The sequence below is a fragment of the Dyadobacter sp. UC 10 genome (genome assembly GCF_008369915.1).
GTDB lineage: Bacteria > Bacteroidota > Bacteroidia > Cytophagales > Spirosomataceae > Dyadobacter.
Genome location: NZ_VSRN01000001.1, coordinates 304,888 through 328,624, shown reverse-complemented (window position 1 = coordinate 328,624; position 23,737 = coordinate 304,888). Strand labels below are relative to the sequence as shown.

The 23,737-nt window shown below is 45.4% G+C and carries 12 protein-coding genes; 2 read left to right on the top strand and 10 right to left on the bottom strand.

Annotated elements, in window-relative coordinates:
• Positions 1–2 precede the first annotated feature (2 nt).
• The 10 genes from FXO21_RS01150 to FXO21_RS01110 form a co-directional block, all read right to left on the bottom strand.
• Positions 3–1,418, bottom strand: coding sequence for an MBOAT family O-acyltransferase (locus FXO21_RS01150; protein WP_310586875.1), 1,416 nt, complete (start codon positions 1,416–1,418; stop codon positions 3–5).
• A 50-nt stretch (positions 1,419–1,468) separates the two neighbouring features.
• Positions 1,469–2,611 (bottom strand): GDP-mannose 4,6-dehydratase, encoded by a 1,143-nt coding sequence (gmd, locus tag FXO21_RS01145; protein ID WP_149638374.1) that lies wholly within the window; start codon positions 2,609–2,611, stop codon positions 1,469–1,471.
• A 151-nt stretch (positions 2,612–2,762) separates the two neighbouring features.
• A complete protein-coding gene (locus tag FXO21_RS01140; protein ID WP_149638373.1) occupies positions 2,763–4,091 on the bottom strand; it encodes a UDP-glucose dehydrogenase family protein in 1,329 nt (442 codons plus the stop codon).
• Between the two features lie 443 nt (positions 4,092–4,534).
• Positions 4,535–6,898 carry a GumC family protein gene (locus FXO21_RS01135; protein ID WP_149638372.1) on the bottom strand — a complete coding sequence of 788 codons (2,364 nt, stop codon included), beginning with the start codon at positions 6,896–6,898 and terminating at the stop codon, positions 4,535–4,537.
• A gap of 39 nt (positions 6,899–6,937) precedes the next feature.
• Entirely contained in the window at positions 6,938–7,753 is an 816-nt protein-coding gene (locus FXO21_RS01130; RefSeq protein ID WP_149638371.1) for a polysaccharide biosynthesis/export family protein, read from the bottom strand.
• 278 nt (positions 7,754–8,031) lie between these two features.
• Positions 8,032–8,766 carry a tyrosine-protein phosphatase gene (locus FXO21_RS01125; RefSeq protein WP_149638370.1) on the bottom strand — a complete coding sequence of 245 codons (735 nt, stop codon included), beginning with the start codon at positions 8,764–8,766 and terminating at the stop codon, positions 8,032–8,034.
• Between the two features lie 8 nt (positions 8,767–8,774).
• The gene (locus FXO21_RS01120; RefSeq protein ID WP_149638369.1) at positions 8,775–10,172 is read right to left on the bottom strand and encodes a capsule assembly Wzi family protein; all 1,398 of its coding nucleotides are present in this window, start codon (positions 10,170–10,172) and stop codon (positions 8,775–8,777) included.
• A 170-nt stretch (positions 10,173–10,342) separates the two neighbouring features.
• A complete protein-coding gene (locus FXO21_RS01115) occupies positions 10,343–13,846 on the bottom strand; it encodes a glycosyl hydrolase family 28-related protein (protein WP_149638368.1) in 3,504 nt (1,167 codons plus the stop codon).
• A 137-nt stretch (positions 13,847–13,983) separates the two neighbouring features.
• Complete coding sequence (locus tag FXO21_RS28650) at positions 13,984–14,154, bottom strand: hypothetical protein (RefSeq protein ID WP_192579138.1); 171 nt, start codon at positions 14,152–14,154, stop codon at positions 13,984–13,986.
• Positions 14,155–14,242: 88 nt separating this feature from the next.
• A complete protein-coding gene (locus tag FXO21_RS01110; RefSeq protein WP_149638367.1) occupies positions 14,243–18,355 on the bottom strand; it encodes a hybrid sensor histidine kinase/response regulator transcription factor in 4,113 nt (1,370 codons plus the stop codon).
• 315 nt (positions 18,356–18,670) lie between these two features.
• On the opposite strand from FXO21_RS01110, the gene FXO21_RS01105 reads away from it, so the two are divergent.
• Positions 18,671–21,910 carry a SusC/RagA family TonB-linked outer membrane protein gene (locus tag FXO21_RS01105; protein ID WP_149638366.1) on the top strand — a complete coding sequence of 1,080 codons (3,240 nt, stop codon included), beginning with the start codon at positions 18,671–18,673 and terminating at the stop codon, positions 21,908–21,910.
• A gap of 7 nt (positions 21,911–21,917) precedes the next feature.
• Positions 21,918–23,732: a RagB/SusD family nutrient uptake outer membrane protein gene (locus tag FXO21_RS01100; protein ID WP_149638365.1), complete on the top strand. Its 1,815-nt coding sequence runs from the start codon at positions 21,918–21,920 to the stop codon at positions 23,730–23,732.
• Positions 23,733–23,737: the final 5 nt, after the last annotated feature.

Genomic DNA, 23,737 nt, shown 5'->3' with positions numbered 1-23,737 from the left:
CCTTAGAATTGGAAATAAATAAATGCAGTTTCTTCTGTCTGCATATATATTCCGATGATAAAAATCACTGATGCATAAAAAGACCATCTTGCAATGCGACTCCAGCGAAAGCCAAGTTTTTCAAGGGCATAGTTATTCTCACGCCCCAGCCATTCAATAATCATAAAGGGTACAATTAGCATTAAGATTAGTCGGTATCCAGATTGTGGAGACCTTGTGAAAGAACCTGAGAATATGCCGGCGATATATGAGAATGCATGTTTTAAACTTTCTGCGCGAAAAAATATCCAAGCGAGAACAGTTATGGAAAAGGTTGTTCCCATCGCTATTAATTCTCTGAAGGAAGGTAATAGTTTGCCCTGAGCAACTGTTTCCATATTCCTCCTATTCGTTTTCAGGACAATTGATGGGAGAATGAAAAGAGCATTGATTGCTCCCCAAACGATAAATGTCCAGTTTGCTCCGTGCCAAAAACCACTAACCAAAAAAATGATAAACGTGTTGCGAACTTTCATCCACATGCTTCCTTTACTTCCTCCCAATGGAATATAGAGATAGTCGCGAAACCAGGAGGATAGGGAAATGTGCCATCTGCGCCAAAATTCGGCAATGTCACGAGAGAAGTAGGGAAAGGAAAAGTTTTTTAACAATTCGAAACCAAATAGGCGGGCGGTACCCAAAGCAATGTCAGAATAACCCGAAAAATCACCATATATCTGAAAAGCGAAGAAAATTGCTCCAAAAATTAAAGTTAGGGGAGAGGCGTCCGCAGTATTATTAAAGGCGGAATTGGCATATTCCGCACAGTTATCCGCGATAACGACTTTTTTGAAAAAACCCCATAAAATTTGCCTTAGGCCGTCCACCACCCGTGTATAATTGAATACGCGGGGTTTTTCTACTTGTGGAAGAAGGTGGGTCGCCCGTTCGATCGGACCCGCTACCAACAATGGGAAAAAGCTTACAAATAAAGAATAGTCAACAAAGTTTCTTGTTGGCTCAATTTTGCCGTTGTAAATATCAAATACATATGATAAACCGTGAAAGGTATAGAATGAAATGCCTACCGGAAGGATAACAGATAAAGTTGTAGCGTGTGCTTCCATTCCGAAGGAATGCAGAAGAGTAGCGAAAGACTCCGAGAAAAAGTTGAAATATTTAAAAAAACCCAGGAAGCTAATGTTGACAATAACAGCCGTAAAAAGCCATACTTTTTTTTCGATTGCTGTATCGGTATTATGAATTTTTAATCCTGAGAAATAATCGAGGAAAGTCGAAAAGGCCAGTAGAAACACAAAACGCCAGTCCCAGCAACCATAAAAGAAATAGCTGCTGAGCAATAAAAAGACGTTTTGTGTTTTTAATGATTTATTGACAACGAACCAGTAGATCAGAAAGACCGCTGGCAGGAAAATCATAAACCCAAGCGAATTAAATAGCATACCTATCGATTTTGTGGCTGGTGATCCTATTCAAAGTAATTCAGTACGCCAAAACCTTCTTTCAGCAAAATTTGATCTTTTTGAAAAAGTTTCAAATCGGCAGCGGCCATATCTTCTATGAGTGTTTCCAGGGTATATTTAGGCTTCCAATTGAGCTTGGTTTGAGATTTGGTTGGATCTCCTATCAACAATTCCACCTCAGTTGGTCGATAATATCTCGGGTCGATTTTTAGAACAGTATTACCGGGCTTCAGGTGATCTCCGGTATTAATTCCTAATTCAGTAAGTCTGTCAATGTTTAGCGACAAAATCTTTCCTGTTTCGTTTTCGGCCGTTCCGGAAAATTCCAAGTCAACGCCTAAAAAGGCAAAAGTTAGTCTGATAAACTCACGTACCCTGGTAGTTACCCCGGTTGCAATCACAAAATCCTCCGGCTTTTCCTGCTGCAAAATCAAATACATGGCCTCCACATAGTCCTTGGCATGCCCCCAATCGCGTTGCGCGTCAATGTTCCCCATATAGAGGCAATCTTGAAGCCCCAGAACTATCTTGGCAGCCGCTCTGGTGATTTTTCTAGTTACAAAAGTTTCTCCGCGCAGGGGCGATTCATGGTTGAACAGAATGCCATTGCAAGCGAACATGTCATATGCTTCTCGATAATTCACGGTAATCCAATACCCGTACAGTTTGGCAACAGCGTATGGCGATCTTGGATAAAAAGGTGTGGTTTCGGATTGCGGAACAGCCTGAACCAATCCATAAAGCTCGGAAGTGGAGGCCTGGTAGATTTTCGTCTTTTTAGTCAAACCCAGTAAACGAACTGCTTCCAGGATCCTTAGGGTGCCAATTCCATCTGCATTTGCAGTATACTCAGGCATCTCAAAACTCACCTGCACATGACTCATGGCAGCCAGATTGTAAATTTCATCCGGTTGAACTTCCTGAATTATTCGGGTAAGGTTCATCGAATCCGTAAGATCTCCATAGTGGAGAATGAATCTCGGGTCATTCACATGCGGATCTTCATAAAGATGATCTATGCGGTCCGTATTAAAGAGAGAGCTTCTCCGTTTGATTCCATGGACTGTATAACCTTTATCAAGCAGTAACTCTGCCAGATATGCTCCGTCTTGCCCGGTTACACCTGTGATTAATGCGACTTTTGACATGATCTTGTTTGGGTTAATAATTATATGATCGAAGCTAGACTGATAGATATACTCAGAAGCAGCAAGACATGCTATTTAATAGCAAGCTAATTGAACTACCTGCCTATTGAGCAACCGACAGCTCTGGCTGTCGTCGATTGGTGAATGTAACTTATAGGTCAATTACCTCCTTTACGTTTAGTGCCTCACGTCCGATACTGTAATATGTGAAGCCAAGATCCTGCATTTGGTTTAGTTCATACAGATTACGTCCATCGAAGATTACCTTTTCTTTTAGCAGCTTGCCCATTTTAGTGAAATCAGGCGTTCGGAACTGGGGCCATTCGGTGAAAATCATAAGCGCATCAGCATCGTCCAATGCCGCATAAGCTGTATGGCAAAATGTGATGTTCGGAATGATCTGTTTCACATTATCCATTGCTTCCGGGTCATAAACAGTTACGTTGGCTCCTTCTGACAGTAAAGCTTTAATATTTTCTAACGCAGGTGCCTCGCGTATGTCGTCCGTGTATGGTTTGAAGGCTAATCCCCAAACAGCAATAGTCTTGCCGTGAAGACTTCCATCGAAGTATTCACGGACGATCGGGATGAGTTTTTTCTTCTGATCATCATTCACTGCCATTACGGACTTCAATGTACGAAAGTCATAGCCATAGTCTGCCGAGGTTTTTGCTAATGCCTGTACATCTTTGGGAAAGCAGCTGCCGCCATACCCTATACCTGCGAATAGAAAACGCTTCCCTATTCTGCTGTCTGTGCCAATTCCACGACGAATATCATCCACATTAGCACCGACAAGTTCGCAAAGGTTGGCAATTTCATTCATGAAGGTAATTTTGAGTGCCAAAAACGAGTTAGCCGCGTATTTAGTCATTTCCGCTGAGCGCTCATCCATAAAAATCACCGGATTTCCCTGACGTACCAGCGGAGCATAGAGCTTCTCAATCAACTTTTTTGCCGATTCAGAAGTGGTTCCGACAACGACTCTGTCAGGCTTCATAAAGTCTTCAACAGCGACACCTTCACGCAGAAATTCGGGATTAGAAACGACATCAAAACCCACCGTTGCATTTTTTGCGATCCGGGCATGCACTTTTTCTGCGGTACCGACAGGAACTGTGCTTTTGTCAACTATTACAGTGTATTGCGTTAGAAGTGGTCCTAAATCGTCTGCCACCTTCAATATGTATTTCAAATCAGCTGATCCATCCTCACCAGGTGGAGTAGGGAGGGCGAGAAATATTATTTCTGCCCCTTCAATACCTTCTTTCAGATTGGTAGTGAAGCTCAGGCGCCCTTCTGCTATATTCCTATCAAAAAGAATATCTAATCCAGGCTCATATATTGGAATTTCGCCGTTTTGTAATTGACTAACCTTTTTTGTGTCAATATCCACACAGGTTACCTGATTTCCAGTTTCTGCGAAACATGTACCTGTAACAAGGCCTACATATCCCGTTCCGACTACTGCTAGTTTCATCCGAAGAATAAGATAGTTAGTAAATAAACAACTGTTGAGAATTAACTCTACCCAGGATAGAAAGGATTTTGTCTGTCCTGAAAGGACTTAGAGGTGAAGTTTTCATGTTTATCGTTGAGTAATTTAACTGACTTTGCTTGAAACCGATAATCCGGTTGCGAAAATAAAAATAATACTATTTTGAATGCAATACAAATTTTTGTCTTAGTTATTCGATAAGTCAAAAAAATGCATGAAATCTTCAAATTGAACCGATCAAAATACTGTAATAAGAAAGTGTAGGCACTTCAATAAGGTGACAACTGATGTCTAGCCTACTCATGAAAACCATCGTTTGTTGAAAAAGAAAAAGGTGTGCGAACAAAGGTCGATTAATTAAATGCAAATCCCTTTCTGCCAGCCGTCGACAGCAGCATGCAGAAAGGGATTAAAAAAACGCGATTTTAGCTTTTGCGGACGAGCTTTCTCAGTCTCGATTCTACTTGCTGCAGCTTGCTTGTGGAAACCTCTGCTTCTGCATAATAACCGTATCCGTAGCCGCCATAACCATAACCATATCCATATCCGGCACCGTAGTTGACCCCGTTAAAAATGATCGAGAGGTTATTAAAACGCTTGTTGCGTTGCAAATCAGAAATTCGTTTCAAATGATCGCGTAGCGTGTAATTAAAACGAACAAGATAAAGAGTTGCATCTACGTGTTCTGCGATGATCGAAGCGTCGGTAACAAGACCGAACGGGGGAGCGTCAATCAGAACATAGTCATATTGCGTGCTTAGTTCATTGAGCATGGCAGCAAGTCTTCCATTTCCAAGTAACTCAGATGGATTGGGAGGAATAGGACCGCTTGTCAGGACGTCAAATCTGGGATGCACTCCGGTTGCCTGAATAAGATCCTGCAAATTGTTCTGGCCAACCAGATAGTTGGATGCTCCTTTCAAGTTGGCGACTTCCAGGCGTTCATGCAGAGTAGGTTTCCGAAGATCGAGCCCTATGAGAATAACACGCTTGTCGGAGTAAGCGAGACTGGCGGCAAGGTTGACGCTGACAAAACTTTTTCCTTCTGCACCGATAGAAGAAGTAAACAGGATTTTCCTACATCTGCCATTCCCTAAGTACTGCAAATTGGTCCTGAGTGCACGAAACTGTTCTGCGACAGCATTGCGGCTGGTCATCTTTATTATAGCTTCCTGAGGCTGATTCTTGGTGCTCTTCATGACACCTATTTCGCCAAGAATCGAGGCGTGGGTCAGACGCTCGATCTCCTCCCGGGTCTGAACTGTATTATTAAGGAGAATCAGAATATTGATTAAAATAGCCGGAATGATCAATCCAATGATTCCGGCACCGAACCAGACGAGATTTTTTTGTGGAGATACGACTGCTGATGAAGCAGAAGGGGCATCTACCAACCTTGTATCTGTCACTGTTGAAGCATACGCAAGGGCCGTTTCTTCTCGCTTTTGTAACAAATAGAGATAGAGTCCTTCTTTAATTGATTGCTGTCTCTTGATTCCAACGAATTCCCGCTCTTTTTGAGGAATGCTTCTCAGGCCCGCCGAAAATTTATTATTGACTGATTCGAGGCTTTGCTTTGTCACATCCATTCCCCTTCGTAAGTTTTGAAGGTTTTCTGTTATTGCCTGTTTGGTGCTGGCAAGCTGAGTGGTGATAGTCTCGACAATCGGGTTGTTTTCCGTGGTAGTCCTCGCATAACGCTCCTTTTGAAGTTGAAGCTCATTAAATTTATTGAGTAACGAAACCAACACGGGATCATTGATCAGGTAGGTAGCAGGGGCCACTGCGCCTGCACCAGCATTCCTTATGTAATTTTCGACACTTTCCAGAACGCCTAGTTTGATGTTGACATCATTTAACCTGGCGTCGTTCTCTTTAATGTTTTCTAAGAACAGGTTAGATTCCGTACTCACATCGGTCAACCCCTGGTTCCGTTTGTATGACTCAACGTCCCTCTCAACATCTCCCAATTCACCGGTAATCAGGCCTAGCCGGCTTTCTATAAATTTCAAAGTATTACTTGCCTCGCTGTTCTTGTCATTTAATGACGATTGGATGTAAACGTCCAGCAATTCATTCAAAACATCCTTTCCGCGTTGCATGGAAGGGTCTTCGAAAGTCAAAAGCAAAACAGTACTCTTAATATTCTGTTTGTCGATAATGAGCCGGGCCATCATACCGGAAGCAAGTGCCTTTGCATCTGAGAATTTCACTTCAATATCTGTGAAATCCGATGACGCACCCTTTTCTACTTTAAAAATCCCCCAGGCATTTCGAAGCTTTTGGCCATAAGCAAATTTTGGAGTTTCATCGTTAATCTGGAAATGGTTTTCATCCACAATGCGGATAGTCATAGGATTCTTTAAAGCGAATTCCGAAATCAGGTCTGGTTTCACAATGACAGGACTGTTTTTATAAAGGTCGACAGTCTTTAATCCGTCCATCGCATAACACGCGATATCAAGTCCAAGCCCCTTTACGACCTGGTCCATCAATGTTTGCGATTTGAGAATTTCTATTTCATTTTCCACCAATTTGTTTCCTGCAAATTGAGCCATATCCTCCATGATGCCGTTATCACTCTCGATACCCTTTTTTTCATCTTTGACCAAAAGGGTAGCTTTCGACAAATAAGTTGGAGGAGTAACCTGGAGGTAAAAAAAAGCCGCTATTAAGGAAAGCACTAAGAACAACGGAAATAAATACCAAAACCTTACATATCGGCGGAGGTACTCGTTAAGGTCAAATGCCTTTTCCTCTTCTGCATAAAAATCAGTTGATCCTGCCATTTTGTGTTGAGTTGTGTGATGTAATAAATTGGTTTGGATTTATCTGGCAAAACGATATATAACAATCGATACTACAGAAACAATACTAACGATAAGCGGTGTGAGTTGTAACACGCGGTCCGTAGATGCAATACGAGTTTTGACTGGCTCTACGTAAATAATGTCGTTTTTGTGGATGTAATAGAAGGGAGATTCAAAAACATCCCGAGAAGTTAGGTCCAGCCTTGCATATTGCCGAACACCTTTTTCTTCCCGTATAATCATTACATTCGTCCTCTTGCCATAAATGGTAAGATCGCCCGCGAGGCTAAGAACTTCTGGCAACGTGATCTTCTCATCCGGAATTACATAAACCGAAGGTTGTTTCACTTCCCCTAGCACAGACACTTTAAAATTGAGATTTCTAATCGTTACTGAGGGCTCTTTCAGGTAAACAGTAAGCCTTCTTCTAATGGTATCCGCAGCGGCACTCAGCTTTAAACCTTCCAGTCTTATCTTACCCGCCAAAGGCAGTTCAATATTTCCTTCACTATCCACCAGATAACCAAAAGGCTGCCGGGAATTTGCGCTTGCACCCGAATAACTGGTACTTGTCGTGGTATAGCTGTTGATAGAATTAAATATCTCATTTGCCTCAGGATTTAAACTCCCGACAACAATGGAAAGCATGTCATTAACCTGAATGGTTGGCGTATATGTGTTAACAACCGGAGAGCTGCTTATCCTGGTTGTGTCACCTTGGAAATATACAACTGCTTTCGGATTGACGCATGAAAAATTCAGACAGCCAATTCCAAATAATACAAGATAAATGTATATGCGCAAAGAAGACAATGAATTTAAATGGCTTTTCATAGCAATATTTGTGAACAGGGGTTTTTGAAAGATTTAATCAACTGCTTAAAAGTTCAAGGTATCCGTACTATGGTATAGTGGCTTGTAAATAGTCTAATAATTCTGCTAACATGCTGTCAATCAAATATTAGAAAATTAGGATAGTCAATTTGGTGGCGAAGAGAGCGGTTCGTGCAGAAATTTGATGTATGCAAGTTACGAAAAGTTCTTATGAGTTTTTGATGTGATTTCTTAAAAAAATCCATAAATACAAACTTTGTATTTGTACAAATGAATTTTCATATTAAAACATCCTTGTTTCTAAAATTGTAATTCCTAAATAATTTAGAGCTTTGCATCTTCTTGATTAAATCCAAATGTCCGGGGCGATGGGCGTCCGTCCCGACCAGCGTTATCAAATTATTCTGAAGAAGCCAGCGGGCTGTTCGTTCAACACCTTCACCATAATGACCGGTAATGGATAAAATGTTCATTTGCAATTCACATCCCTGATCAGCAAATTTTCTAAAAACAGGAAGGTCTGAATGATAATACGTGTAACGTTCCGGATGGGCTAGAACTGGCTGAAATCCTTTTTGAGCAATCCGAAATAAAGTTTCCGACACATTTAAAAGTGGTGTGGAATAGGGCAATTCAACCAGTAACCTATTTCCTGGCAGGGTGAGCAGCTCCTGGTCATTATCCAAAAGATCGTTAAAATGCTCATCTAAAAAATACTCGGCTGCGGCATGTAGTCTCACACCAATGGAAGTTTTAGCCAGGGCGTTATTCACATCCTCAACACCTTTACGAATAATCTCGGGGGTGTTTCTGTAACAATCCCACATGATGTGAGGTGTTGTATAAACAGTTTGATAACCCAGCTCTTCGAGCTTTCCCGCCATTAATATCGATTCTTCAATTGTCTCGACTCCATCATCTACACCCGGAACCATGTGAGAGTGCATGTCCACCGCTATTGCTGAAAGATCTATGTTGTTTGTAGACGGCGAATTAAAGAGCCACTTAAGCATTTTCGAAATTAAAATCTTTTTGAAACACTGAAAATTACACCACTTGTATTATACAGAAGCTTGCCGGCATCCAGCGCTGCCACCACACCTACATTGTATCCCTTTCTCAGGTCCCGATGTGCTTCCATGTATCCGGAAAACTGATTTACGGTTGGAAATGTTCTTCTTGTCTGATGGGTGCCAAAATTGGTGGAGTAGGAGAACTTATTCATAAAATCGCAATTCAGAAAACGAAACTGAGATCCGATATGGAAAACTGAAACCCGGTTATTGATAAAATAATTTGTAGCCTCCGAAGGTAAGTCGGCCCTGGCCAAGTAAGCTGGTGTGATAAAGGGAGTGCCCAGATTAGCTTGCCTGTAGCTCCATCCTTCCTGATAAAGGTAATGATTATGATAGTCTTCGTTTCCGGTCGGTGTAGGCTTCGACCAGCGTTCACCTGCTTGATTTTTTGTGTACAAAAACTCAAAAACGAACCGTTTCCAGAAGAATTTTTTCGCCTCCGTCTTCCTGTTTACAATGCTTAAACCCGTGATCCCATCCGCGATATTCGCAAGATGATATAGTGCCCCAACTTCGTAAAAGTTCTGGCGATATACCGACATTAGAAAAGTCGGAAATGTATACTCTAATCGAATATCGATATTCCCCGCATGATTTCCTACTTTGCTGAAAGCCCAGTTTTTTCCAAAAACGACCGATCTGTATTTTTGCCAGTCGGTTAGAATAAAGGATTCGAAAATCTTCGCTTCATTGCCATAAAATACCTGATCGGCAAAACCACCATAGAGTTTCAGCCGCCAGTTCGGTTGACCTAACCGAAAGTAAATGGCTTTCTGATGGAAGTAGGTGACGGCTTCAGTTACTCTCTTATTCTGTATAGGTACCGTTCCGACCCATCCCTGGGCGTACACGCCTTTGACCGCCAGGACTTTCTTTAAAAAGGGTATATATGTAAACTCGGGAATTGACAACTGTATTTTGGGAATACCCAGTGAATTGCCAGAGATGGCGAAATTTCCCGTACTAAGCAGAGTGTCTGTGAGTCCAAATGACTCCTTCATCCTGCCACCTTTGATTTCGAAAACGCCAAGTTTTATTTTCCCATACCCTTCAATCAACAGTAGCCGGGTCTCTTTCCCTAGATTTGCACGCGCTTCTACTGCTGCTCCTACATCGAAGAATTTGGAGGTGGAGTCGTAATTCTTTTGTGCCCGTGCGAGAAAACTAGCAGAAAGGCCTGACAAAGGAACGCTTCCATATTGGTTACTTCTCAGCCAGAATGGTACCTGGGAATCGCTGATCGCCGATGTTTGCGCTTCTAAATGAAGGAGATAGTTGTTGCCTTGAGAATAGCAATAGCAGGAAAAGAAAACGGCAAAAACCGAACAAAAGACAAATTTCATCAAGAAGCCACGTGAGTAAATCGAAAGCAAATATACTAACTGACAATATACTGGCCAAATTAATCTGACAACAGCGCCTTGGCAATATTATATACTGGGACAAAAAAGTGCCGGTTTTTGCCTAAAAAGTGCAAAACCGGCACGCTGTTTGTCTTCTTTGCTCCTGATATCTACTTAGTCACCATGATTCGATAGTTGGCTGATCCAGGGTCAATAGCCGCTGTGGTGTTGTTTGTCAGACGAACTGTGACAACATTCGTTTGCGAAACCCAGGCAGTATATGCGTAGCCCACAGGTAAGCTTGGCGGCCCAAGTGTTACGAAATCGTTTATTGCCGCCCCACCTGCAGAGATGGTTAAATCAGCGCTGGCACCAGGTGCAACGCTGGGGAAATTAAGGGTTGCGCTTTTCTTAATGGGTGTCACCGAAGTATGGTTCATCAATTGCCAATCAGTAACTCCGGTTCCAACCGATACACTGACGAAATATTTCTTTGTGGTGGTGTTAAAGTAAAATTCGCCGAGGTAAGATGCGCTAGATCCCGGATCACTGGCAGAGGTTCGCACAGTCGTTATAAAGTTAGTTCCTGATGTGCTGTTTGCAACTCTCTGGTAAGCAGGGCCTTTGCCCAGGTTCCCGATTCCTGAAACTACTGCCAAGGATCTATCGGCATCCATCGGGCCGACCTTTTCACCTAATGTAATTGGTGAATTAAGAACTACTTTTCCGTAGACGGTTGCTTGTGTGGTAGTTGAGTTTGGAACATCCAATCTTAATACAACCTTGTCAGTGCCCGAATTGGCATGGTTTGACCCGATATCAATATACCTGCCTGTGCTTTTTATAAAGGCGCTTGTCGAATTAGCTGTTGTATCATTTTTAATGCGGATCACTTTGTCAAACGTGCCGTATGATGCAACTCCCGCACCATTATTCATTTGCTGCCAGTCATTTGCACCCAGCCCGACTGAGGTACTTACCAAATATTTTTTAGTCGTTTTGTTAAAGTAGAACTCGCCGAGATAAGTTGCACCTGAGTCCGGATTCGCAGTGCCACTTCTGACTGTCGTAAAAAAACTTGTCCCAGCTATTGAATTGGCCTTTCGCTGATACGCCGGGCCTTTGCCGGTTCCGGAAATTCCCGAAACAATGCCAATTGATTTATCTGCATCCATTGGCCCACTCTTTTCGCCAAGTACCAAAGGAGCATTGAGGTTTACTTTTCCGTATAAAAAGGCCTGTGTCGTAGTTGAATTGGGTACATCTAATCTTAGTACAACCTTATCGCTTCCAGAATTCGCATAATTTGAACCGATATCAATGTAACGGCCATTACTTTTGAAAAATGCACCGGTAGAAGCGGCAGTTGTGTCGTTCTTAACTCGTATTTGTTTATCAAATGTGCCGTAGTTTACAATGCCTGGTCCATGGCTCATTAATTGCCAGTCCGCAGCGCCACTTCCTGAGGAAATACTCACCCAATATTTCTTCGTTGCCCTGTTAAACAGGAACTCGCCAATGTAGGATGCGCTGGAATCCGGGTTTGTATATGTAGTCCTCACTGATGAAAGGTAATTTAAACCAGCTACACCGTTTAGTTTTCTTTGATACGCAGGCCCTTTACCTAGCCCGGTAATCCCGGAAACAATTGCAAATGAATTAAATTCGTCCATTGGGCCAGTAGCTTCTCCAAGGATAACACGGTCACTAAAACTAACCTTTGAAAAAAAGGTTGACCTTGCCGTCCCCGTTCCCGGTACATCCAAACGCAGGACAGTTCGATCGCTGGGATTGCCAAAGTTTGTTCCAAAATCAAGGAACCGGCCATTACTTTTAAAGAAACCGCTTGAGGATCCCTGAAGGTCGTTGTTGATTCGCAATTGCTGAGGGCTAGTTGTTCCAACCCTTCCAATCGTCAATGTGTTTGCTACGGTAGTTCTCGGCAGCAAATAAGGCGCTCTTGATAAATCGTCGTTGAAACGAATTCCATGAGAATAAGGGTAAAATGGCACATCTGGAATTTCATTGCTGGTAAACCCATTGACTTTCTTCAATATGAAGCTGTAATTGGTATTGTAGCTTTCCGTTGATTCAATTGTCACTGATGGGCTGGCACTCGGCAATCTGATCATTGCATTGTCTGTCTCACTAGGTACTCCGCAATGAGCCGTAGATATTTTGCCAATATTTACGACATGATTATCATCTAGATTGATACATGTATTCATCCCCTCAAAATGCACGTCCGTCATAAAAAAGGTGGCAGTCTTTCTTACAAGAAGTCCGTTACCTCTGTCATTCACAACGTTTCGGGGATCTCCGGAAGCTTTGTTTTTGGTATTTTCAATGTACATATGTGTAAAATGGACCAACCCGTCTTGGTTGTCGACACCATCTCTGTTAATTTCAACGGCATACCGGCTGGCATCTGTGATTAATGAATTAACGACCCAAATATGGTGGAGCTCGACGTCTAATCCGTTTGAGAGGCTAAGTGCTGTCCCGCGGTTGTTTACAATCATCACGTTCTTTAGATAGGACGTAACGTAAGCACCTTTGAAATTTATCCCGATATTCGCATCAGATTGACTACCCGCATTCCCATCAAACACAATGTTTTCAATGGCCATGTAATGCGTCGCTACTCCTGTTCCAGCTGCAAGTTGGGTCTGAAGCATTGAGCAGTTTGCGTTATTTGCTAACAGGATTTCTGTACCTCGCCCCGGACTAGTGTCCTCTGCACCTTCGCCTAGCAACCTAGTTCCTCTTGAGAGAATTATAGGCGATCCAATCACATACGTACCCGATTTGAATTTTACATCACCTTTTTTCGTATACGCAATTGCACGGTTTATTGCAGCCGCATCATCCGTTACTCCATCTCCTTTTGCTCCAAAATATTCTGGCCGGATATATTCGTAATCCCTAAAATATCTTCTGTTGCCTGCCACGATGACCATTGCTGAGTCGTCGGCAGCCGTACTACTGGCTCTGTATCGGAAAATACCTGCCTTATTATTATCGATGCAATATACCACTTGGCAATTCCCTGCTTTCCCGCTCCTCAGATCGGCTATGCTCATGTACATGACGCTGTTCAAAGAGTCGGCCATCAACCTGGCAGTACTTTCTACCTCTTCACTAATGATTTGAATTTCTTCCTCTTGACCCTGGCCCTGCCCTTCGTTCACCAGAAAGCTCAAAGTAGCCACCTGAATAAGCTTGCTTTCCTCACTGGCTTTCTTGTGGCCTCTAAGCAGCCGAAAAGACCTGTCATTACTGGATCTCGTAAATCTTCCCTTGACTAAATAGGTGATTGTTGGATTACTCGCTGTCAATTCCCCGTTAAGAAAATCTCTGTATGAACCACCAGTCTGCTCAAATCCGTCGGGCATCAAAAGCTTAATTCTAAATGAATTAGTACCCTCGAATACAAATGCTGTGCCGGTGGGTATTGATAAATACTGCGCTTTAATTTGAATTTCAAATTCGTCTCCAATCCCAACCTGACTGGCTCTGGTAGATAAGGAGAACCTGATAGGATCAATTTTAGGACTTGCTAGTGCGGGTTGAACGAACGTCATTATGATGATATGTAGAGCCACATAAACACTTGTAATGACCTTTTTACTAACCCCGAAACGTAATTTTTTTGAGGTACTTTGTGGTTTCATAGATGCTTGAAGTCGAATTAATATTATATGAATACAAGAATGTATTCGAAGATAAAAGAATAGTTCGACAAGCAAACACTTGTTTATAAAATTAGTTCTATGTTTTAGCGAAGATTTGTAGAATATTGCCGCCGGGACTAAGATCCGGACGGCCTGATAGAATCCCAGCTTTCCATATTAATGTGCGGAATGTGCAGCTTCACTTCGTAAAGTGTGCTCGGATGCCATCGTTGGATGGACGTCACAGTGACACTGCTCAGCATTCGCTCCAATAACCCGGATGCCGCTTTTTTAAATATACTGACCATTTGACCTTTCTCTTTTCGACAAAGGTTTGGGTGCAGAAAAGGGTATTTGTCCAACAAAGGGCGGGGATAGGTGGACGGATGGCATTAGTTACCGCTCCAATATCATCCGGTCAGGATACCTCCGCTTCGTGAGCTTATACTCCGTTGGCAGCATATTAAACTTGGCTTTAAATGACTTTGCAAAATAATTGGGAGCCGTAAAACCAGTCATGTAGGAGATTTGGGAAATGCTCAGATCACTGTTTTCAAGCAGTAATGCAGCTTTTTCCAGTTTAATGGAGCGTATGAATTCAATCGGCGTCTGCCCGCTCATTTCCAGGACTTTGCTGTATAACGTTCCCCGGCTCATGCCCACGTGCTTGCTCAGATTTTCGACGCTCAGCTGCGAAGTGTGCAGGTTTTCTTCAATGTAAGACAACATATCTTTCAACAATTTTTCCTGGCTCGATTCCATTTGCGGCGCATTGCCCGAAACCTGGATATGGCGGGAATAAACACCTTTCAGCAGCCGGTTCAGCAGAATCAAATTGTTGATCTTGGCATTCAGAATATCAAAGTTGAATGGTTTGGTCAGATAATCATTCGCGCCGGAGCTGAGGCCTTCCAGTTGCTGCTGCTCGCCGGTGCTGGCGGTCAGGAGAATGATCGGAATGTGCTTCGTGCGCTTGTCCGACTTGATTTTCTGGCTCAGTGCGATGCCATCCATCTCAGGCATCGCCACGTCGCTGACGATCAGTTCCGGGTGGTGGCTGAGCGTTTTTTGCCAGCCTTCTTTCCCGTTGCTGGCTTCGATGACGTGGTAAAATGGCGCCAGACTTTCTTTCAGGTATTGCCTGAATTCATCGTTATCCTCAATAATCAGCACATTGGAAGGATCTTCCGGATTGGCTTTTTCCAGCTTGTTGAATCCATTTTCCATTTCACCCGAACGCGTTTTTGGCACTGTTGCCGGCGGCTCAGCCATCGGAAGAAATTCATCCGCAATAGGCAGCTCTACCATAAATATGCTCCCCGCGCCGGGCTGACTGGCCACATTGATCCTTCCCTGATGCAGCTGCACAAATTCCCTTACGATCGATAAGCCAATGCCGCTTCCCTGGTTCAGCACCGTCAGGCCGGTATCGCTTTGGAAAAACCGGTCGAATATCCTTTCATGCTGATCTTCGGCGATGCCAATTCCGTTATCCGCAATGTTGATTTGCAGCCAGTGTTTTCCGTCAGTATCCGTTTGAGGCTGGACGTGTAAAGCCACTTCGCCGCCTTTTGGAGTGAATTTAAATGCATTGGAGAGCAAATTGAATAGTACGCGTTCGAGCTTTTCCGCATCAAAATCCATGTCCAGCTGATCCATTGCACTTTCAACTTTAAACTGGATTCCCTTTCGAATGGAAAGATCGCTGAACTGCTCGCAGGTGTCTTTGATAAATAAAATAACGTCCCGACGCTTCAAATCCAGCTTTACTTCCTGCTCCTGCATATTTTTGAAATCCAGCAGCTGATCCACCAGGTTCAGCAGTCGTTTCGCATTCCGTTTGATGGCGGTCACGGGCGCATGAAGTTCGGTAGATTTGGTCTTGACGAGCAGGTTATCGACAGGAGCCAGAATGAGCGAGATCGGTGTCCTGAACTCGTGGCTCAAATTGGTCAGAAACTTGATTTTCATCTGGTCCAGCTCCAAAGCACGTTCCACTTCCGCGCGCTGCTGCTGCTCTTTGAACTGCCTTTGCAGCTTCTGAATGCCGCGCCGTCTCATCCAGTATACAATCGCAAATGGTGTGAGAATGTAAAAAATGTAGGCATAAATCGTCAGGTAAAACGGCGGTTTCACAATTACCTTCAACGATTTGGACCGACTCCAGTTCATGCCGTCACCGCTGGCCTGCACTTCAAAAACATACTCGCCCGGACTCAGATTGGTATAGCTGGCGAAATTCGTAAGCCCCGTCTCGTTCCACTCCGATTGCATCCCGACCAGCCGGTGCCGGTAATGCATCTGCCTGGGATTGGTATAATCCAGCGCCGCAAAACCGATTGAAAAATTCTGTTTGTAATCCAGGCTGATGGTTTTGGCAACAGCAATGTCTGCGTCAATAAAATTTGAATCGGCGGGGGTAATGCTGCGGTTACCGATTTTCAAATCCTTCAAAATGATCGGCGGAATGCGTTTGCTGTTCGGCAGGCTGCGCGTGTCAATGTAGTTGAAGCCCGCAATGCCGCCAAAAAAGAGCGTGTTATCACGGGCACGGATGCCCGAGCCGAGCACAAACGTTCGGTCCTGGATTCCATTATAGGAAGTGTAGTTAATGAATTTTTTGTTTTTCAGATCAAAATAGCTGATTCCCTGGTTCGTACTCACCCAAATCCGCCCCTGCGCATCTTCCAGTCCTTTGTTGACAATATTGCTTGCCAATCCTTCCTTTGCTCCGTAAGTAATAAATTTCTTCGAGCGAGGATCATACTGCGCCAATCCTTCACCCGATGTGCCGGCCCAGATGTTCCCTTTGCTATCTTCCAAAAGCGAAAAAACAATGTTGCTGGCCAGGTCGCTGCTCTGTCTGTCAAGCAGCATTGATTTTTGTGTTATCGGGTCAAAAACAGCAATCCCCGTTCCATGCGAAGCAATCCAGAGCTTTCCATTGCGATCCAGCAATAAGTCCCTGATGTAGCCATTCAACGGAATGCTCCGCTGCGCAACCGGAATGCCCGGATCGTACATTCTTTTGAAACTTTTCGTCGCCGGATCGTATAAATGCACGCCGCCGCCATTGGTGCCCACCCATAACTTGCCCGACTGGTCTTTTTCCAGACAAAAAATCTCGTTGTTACTCAGGCTGGTGGAGTCTTTCCCTCTCAAAAACTGCGTATAATCGCCTGTTTTGGGATTAAACTGAAATAATCCATCCTGAAATGTGCCGATCCAGAGTTCATTGCTGGCCGTGAGTTCCAATGTTAAAATGGCGAGTCCGGAAGCAGCGTTTTTGTTTTTGGGGTTAATGGGGAATTTCTTGAAAAGGTTAGTCTGCCGGTTGTACAGATTCAGCCCGCCGCCGTCGGTGCCCACAAACAGTTCACCCGATTCAGTTTCCGCAAAAGCCGTGACAAACGGGCCGCTCAAACCATACGGATCATTCACATCGGAACGCTTTAATCCAAAAATGGCGAGATTCTTATCATATTTATTCACGCCGCCCTTGTAAGTGCCCAGCCAGCAAATGCCTTCATTATCAAACAAAATACTCCGTACCGATTTGTTGCTCAGGCTGAACTGGGTTCGCGCATCGGGGCCGTAACGCGTGATGATGCCCGTGCGCGTGTCGAGCATGTTCAGGCCCGCGTCCGTGCAGATCCAGAGCCGGTGCGCGTTTTCCCACGTCACCGCAAAGACCATATTGGTACTCAGGGAATGCTTGTTATCGGGCTCATATTCGAAATGCCTGATGACCTGTCCATTCCGGTTCAGCTTGAAAACGCCGCTGAATGTGCCTGCCCAAATATTCCCTTCCCGGTCCTCCACAATAGACTTCACCGGTCGCGTACCAGCCTCATCCGGCAATGATTGCAGGTAATTAATGTATTCCCCGCTTTTATCCAACGGGTCAATTTTGTACAAACCAGTCCGTGTTCCCACCCAAACACTTTTCCTACTGTCAACCGCAATGCTGAGGACCATTCCTTTGGAAATCTGATCCGGCATATTGGCTACCGAGGTGAATGTTCGGATCTGATAGGTTTCCGGGTTTACCTGAATCAGGCCCGCGGTTGTTCCTACCCAAAGTTTACCAGAAGCATCACTAGCCATACTGATGACACTGTGCGGGGATGGAATGCTTACAAATGCATCTTTCCGACGGTCATACAAATGCAGCCCGCCTTCGATCGTCCCGACCCAGATCCGTCCTTTTTGATCCTGGTGCAAGCAGGAAATGTCACTGGACCTGAGCGACGCCGAATCCTTTTTATCATGCCGGTACACGATCACGTCCGTGCCGTCAAACCGGTTCAAGCCGTCGTCCGTCCCGAACCACATCAAGCCGTAACGATCTTTCAGGATGGCGGTGACCGTGTTGGACGATAATCCGTCGGTCGAAGTCAGGGAAGTGAACTTCGGTTCGGCAGGCTGAGCTCGTGCCGTGATCGTCGCTGCAAAACAGGCAACAATCAGGCAGAACAAACGGAATGTGAGCAGCATCTTTAAGCGCATTGATCATGCGGGTTAAGTAGGGGGCTGGATGAAAGTTATCTCAAAAATGCAAGTTTGTCCCAGAATCAGGCATTTTTTTGGCCCATTTGAACAATTGTATCCTTAATATGAACAAATGTGCTCACAGCAGGCTGCCCGGCTGCGCTACTTTTGTCGACAATAAATCAAATAATATCTGGAAAAAGTGATGCAGTATTTAAGCTGTTCAAAAGCCTAAGTTACATCTAAATCAAGTATTGTCAAATTGACACTTCCGAACTAACGCTAATTAAGCCACATGATTCAATCTAATTTAAACATCAAATCATACAGAAAATGCATGAACGTTTATTAACCAATAATACGCTGGCCAGGATTCTCGGACTCTCTGGTCTTCCAATTCTGCTGCTCGGAGGCGCTTCCATGGAAGCAGTTGCTGGTAGCGGAGCATGGGCCGATTACGGCACCAGACACAGGTCGGCAGCAGCGGCTGACACAGAGGTTTCCGGAAAGGTCACCGGCCCCGATGGCGAACCGCTCCCGGGTGCCAATATCCTTATCAAATCAACCACAAGAGGCACCAGCGCGGATCAGAACGGGAATTTCCGGCTGAGTGTTCAGGATGCAAATGCAGTTCTGGTTTTCTCTCTCGTGGGTTACGCGCCGAAAGAAGTGGTCGTAGGCACGCAGCAGATCATTAATGTAACATTAGCTGTTGACAACAAGACGCTGGAAGAAGTGGTCGTAGTCGGTTACGGTGTTCAGCGGAAGCGGGATGTGACGGGTTCGGTCGTTTCGGTCAGTGAAAGCACATTAAAAGAAGTACCCGCGCCGAACCTGGTCAATCAGCTGAAAGGCCGCGCGGCCGGCGTTTCGATCATCAGTAACGGAAGCACGCCCGGTTCGCAGGGACAGATCAGGATCCGCGGAAACCGCACATTGACGACCAGTTCAGGGTCGAGCGATGGTCTGGACGGGCCGCTCGTAGTGGTGGACGGGATTCCATTTGGCGGTTTAAATGACATTAACCCGGACGATATTTTAAGTCTGGAAGTTTTGAAAGATGCCTCTGCAACAGCTATTTATGGTTCTCGCGGCGCGGGCGGAGTAATCCTGGTAACAACTAAAAGAGGGAAAATTGGCAAGCCCGTTTTCAGCTACGATGGCTACCACGGACAAACGCAGGTGATGGGCAAATTCAATGTCATGAATGGCCGGGAGTATGCACAGTTTAAAGCCGATGCAGCTAAATACAACCGCACAGCCCCGGGCACATCGGGCTATTTGTTAACCCAAAAAGAGCAGGAAGCACTTGATAAAGGCGTTTCCACAGATTGGCAGGACCTGATTTACAAGCCAGGGTTCATGACCAATCACCAGCTTGGCTTACAAGGCGGTGTTGAAAACACGCAGTATTCGCTGGGTTTGGGTTATTTCAATGAAACAGGGATCATTCCGAACCAGAGTTTCCAGCGTCTCAACCTTCGTGCGACCATTGATCAGAAGATTGGTAAAAACATTAAAATCGGTCTGAATACATTAAATACGCTGACCTACACGAATACGCCGGGCGGCGGAGGTGTACCTGGCGGCCTGGTGCGCCTGACGCCATTGGCCTCGCCTTACAATGCAGACGGATCGGTGAATACCTTTCCAGCCGAAGGTTCCATCGATGCGGCAATCGTGAGTCCGCTCACGATAATGACCAAAAAGGAATCGGCTTTGGGACGCACGCGGTCGCTGAGGACATTCAACAGCCTGTATGCGGAAGTCAATATTTTGCCGGGACTGAAATACCGGTTCAATGCAGGTTTGAATTTCAGTCAGTCCAATTTGAATAACTACAACGGCCCGCTGACCTATTTCAACACGGCCACCACGCAAGCCGGATCCACAGCCGAGATCAGCAACACCGAATACTGGGACGTGAACCTGCAGCATTTGCTTTATTTCGATAAAACATTCGCAGACAAGCACAAACTGGGTTTTGCCGCGCTTTACGAATACACCAAAAACCACTCGCTGGGAAGCCGCTTCACGGTTACGGGTGTGCCTGCGGATTATATCAAAACTTCTAATTTCTCGCTCGCAGCCGGCCAGCCTGTCGCACCGTCGGATTTTGGAAACTCCTTCTCGGAAACCGGTTTGCTATCGTATATGGGAAGGCTTAATTACAGCTTTGCCGACAAATATTTGCTGACCTTGACATTGCGCCGCGATGGGTCTTCAACATTGTCCCCGGCTAATCAGTACTTCAATTATCCTGCGATCGGCTTAGGCTGGAATGTAGTAGAAGAGGGTTTTATGAGATCGGCTCCATTCATTTCTAACCTCAAACTGCGCGGCGGATGGGGGATTTCCGGCAACCGGAATGTGGGCGCTTACTCGACATTGGGTGCATTGTCTGCGGGTTATTACAACTTCGGATTAGGCACAGCCGGGCAGCAACTGGCTTACACGGTGACTAGCTTACCGTCAAGCGATCTGAGCTGGCAATCGACCTCGCAGGTGGATATTGGAATTGATTTTGGTTTGTTCAATAATCGCATTACAGGTTCCGTAGACTGGTATCACCAAAAAACCAAGGACATTCTGCTATCCGTGCCGCTTCCGCCGAGCAATGGTGCCGGATCTACTTTGAAAAATCTGGGTAAAACAGAAGGTAAGGGACTGGAAGTAGCCGCGACTTTTGAGATCGTCAGAAAACCAAAAGGCTTCAATTGGAGCATTGACGCGACTTATTTTTTCAACCGGGAAAAAATTACGCAGCTAACTAAGCCGGAAGAAAAATCGAACCTGGGCGCCGGTTGGTTTGTGGGACAACCGCTTTCTGTGATTTTTGATTACAAAAAGTTAGGAATCTGGCAGACTGCTGATGCCGAAAACGGGACTTTGGCAAAGCAAACTTCGCCGGTCCAGTTCGCAGGACAAATCCGCGTGGAAGATTTGAACGGGGATAATAAAATCGATGCAAACGACCGGCAGATCCTCGGCAATTTCCAGCCTAAGTGGGAGGGAGGACTGACGAGCCGTTTCAGCTTCAAAAATTTCGATGCATCTATCGTAACCTACGCCAGGATGGGCATGAAGGTGCTGGTGCCTTATTTAACGGGCAACTCCACGGGTTCGGGAGGTTTTGCATTCTTTAATCAGAGCCGTGTAAATCAGGTGAAAACAGATTATTGGACCGAAAGTAATCCAACCAACGCATTCCCGGCTCCCGATGCCAGCGGCGCGGTGGCCAACTTTGGCTCTACACTGGGCTACTACGACGGCTCGTTCATCAAATGCCGCAGCATTAACCTGGGTTACACATTTGAAAGCGATCTGATCAAAAAAATCGGCGCGACTTCGGCGAGAATTTACGTCAACCTGACCAATCCATTCATCATTTACTCACCATTGGTAAAAGACGATCTGGCGATCGATCCGGAAGGAAACAGCTATGCCACGGGCCAGTCTACGCTGAACCCGCAAGGCGCCAGCGACCGCGGCGCGCCGGAGCGTCAGATTTCGGTAAACCTAAACTCTCCGCCGGTAAGGCAATTCACTGTGGGCGTAAACCTTAAATTCTAATCCGACTATGAAATCCATAAAAAACCTGATCACAGCAACCTTAATCGCTTCACTCAGTACGGGTTGCGAAAAAGTGCTCGAAGAACATCCGCAATCCCAGATCGTTCCTTCCTACTTCAACAGCCCGGCAGGCGTGCTGGGCGGGATAGCCGGGGTTTATAACGACATCCGTGGCCAGTGGGGAACCGAAGGTTTTACCGTTGAAATGCAGGCCGGGACCGATGAATTTGTTCAAGGCGTTAATGGCGGAGGAGGCCCTGCTTATACTTACAACGGCCTAAATAGCAGCAACTTCGGTGCGGCCTGGGGTATTGCTTTTCAAGATATTAACACATTGAATGGCGTGCTGCAGTACGGCGCGACCATTGATTTGCCGGAAGCTACGCGGAAACAATATCTGGCGCAGGCGAAGTTTCTGAGGGCATTCTGGTATTTCTATCTGGTGCAAACCTGGGGCGATGTGCCGCTGCATACAGAATTTATCACCGTGCCATCGCAAGCTGCATCCCGCCAGCCGGCAGCGGACGTGTATGCGCTTATCATTCAGGACTTAACCGAAGCAGCAGCTGATCTGCCTAACCAACCGACCGCGCCATTTTTGGGAAAAGCTGCCACGAAGCCTGTTGCGCAACTGTTGCTCGCCAAAGCTTATCTGACGCGCGGCTGGCTGAATAACACAGCCGCTGATTTCACACAGGCAGCAATGATTTGTGACGACATTATTGCCAAAAAAGCAGATTATGGTCTCGACTTGTGGCAGGATTACGGCGATGCTTTTGTGCCCGCAAACGATTATGGCAAAGAAACCATGTTCGTAAGCGATCACGTGCTGGATCCGAAATATGGTTACTATCAGGTTGGCGGACAGGCTGGGGGAGGCGCAGCGCAAAATTTGAGCCCATGGTTTACCAACTGGAATTATCCTAACAACAGCGGGATTAACTCCATTAAAAATGCAGCCGGCGCATTTGTCAATAACGGAACTTCCGGCATGCTGCGCGACTCGTATTATGGCCGTCCGTATGTGCGTATGCGTCCTAATTCAGATAAAATTGCGACCGGGCCGCGGGCTGGCAAAAACTATTTCCTGGATCAGGCATTCACCAACCGCAACGTGGATTCGCGTTATGCCAATTCTTTTTACACCGTTTATATTTCAAATACTGTCGTAAAAAATGAGGCGAATGCGACCAATAACCTGCGTGGGATTTCCTATACAACCGTTCCGGGTGTGGATACTGCCGTCTGGTTGCCCGATTACGAGGTGCCGGGTGCGCCGCAATTTGTAGGTAACCGCCCATTCAAGGGCATTGTGGTGCCACCTAGTCTTTGGAACAATGGTATTTTCCCGGCTTTGAAAAAATTTATGGACCCCAGTCGTGGCGCTAATTTTAATGATCCTTCTACGCGTCCTGCGGTGTTATACCGGTTCTCAGATGTGTACATGACCGGCGCTGAGGCGAATTTCAAAGCTGGTAACAATGCAAAAGCAGCTGCATTGATCAATGTGGTTAGACAGCGTGCCGCCTTCAAAAAAACCAATTCAACAGCCGAAAACGCCGCAGCAGCAACAGCTATGACCATTACGGCCGCACAGGTAACGCTGGATTTCATCCTGGACGAACGCAGCCGTGAATTTTTCGGAGAATGGCAGCGTTGGCACGACCTCGTCCGGACGCGCTCGCTCGTGCGCCGCGTGCAGGAGTGGAATCAGGAAGCTGCGCCTTACGTGAAAGATTTCAATATGCTCCGCCCCATTCCGCAAACGCAGATTGACAGGGTAGTAGAAGGACCGAAATTCCCTCAAAATACCGGATATTGATAAAA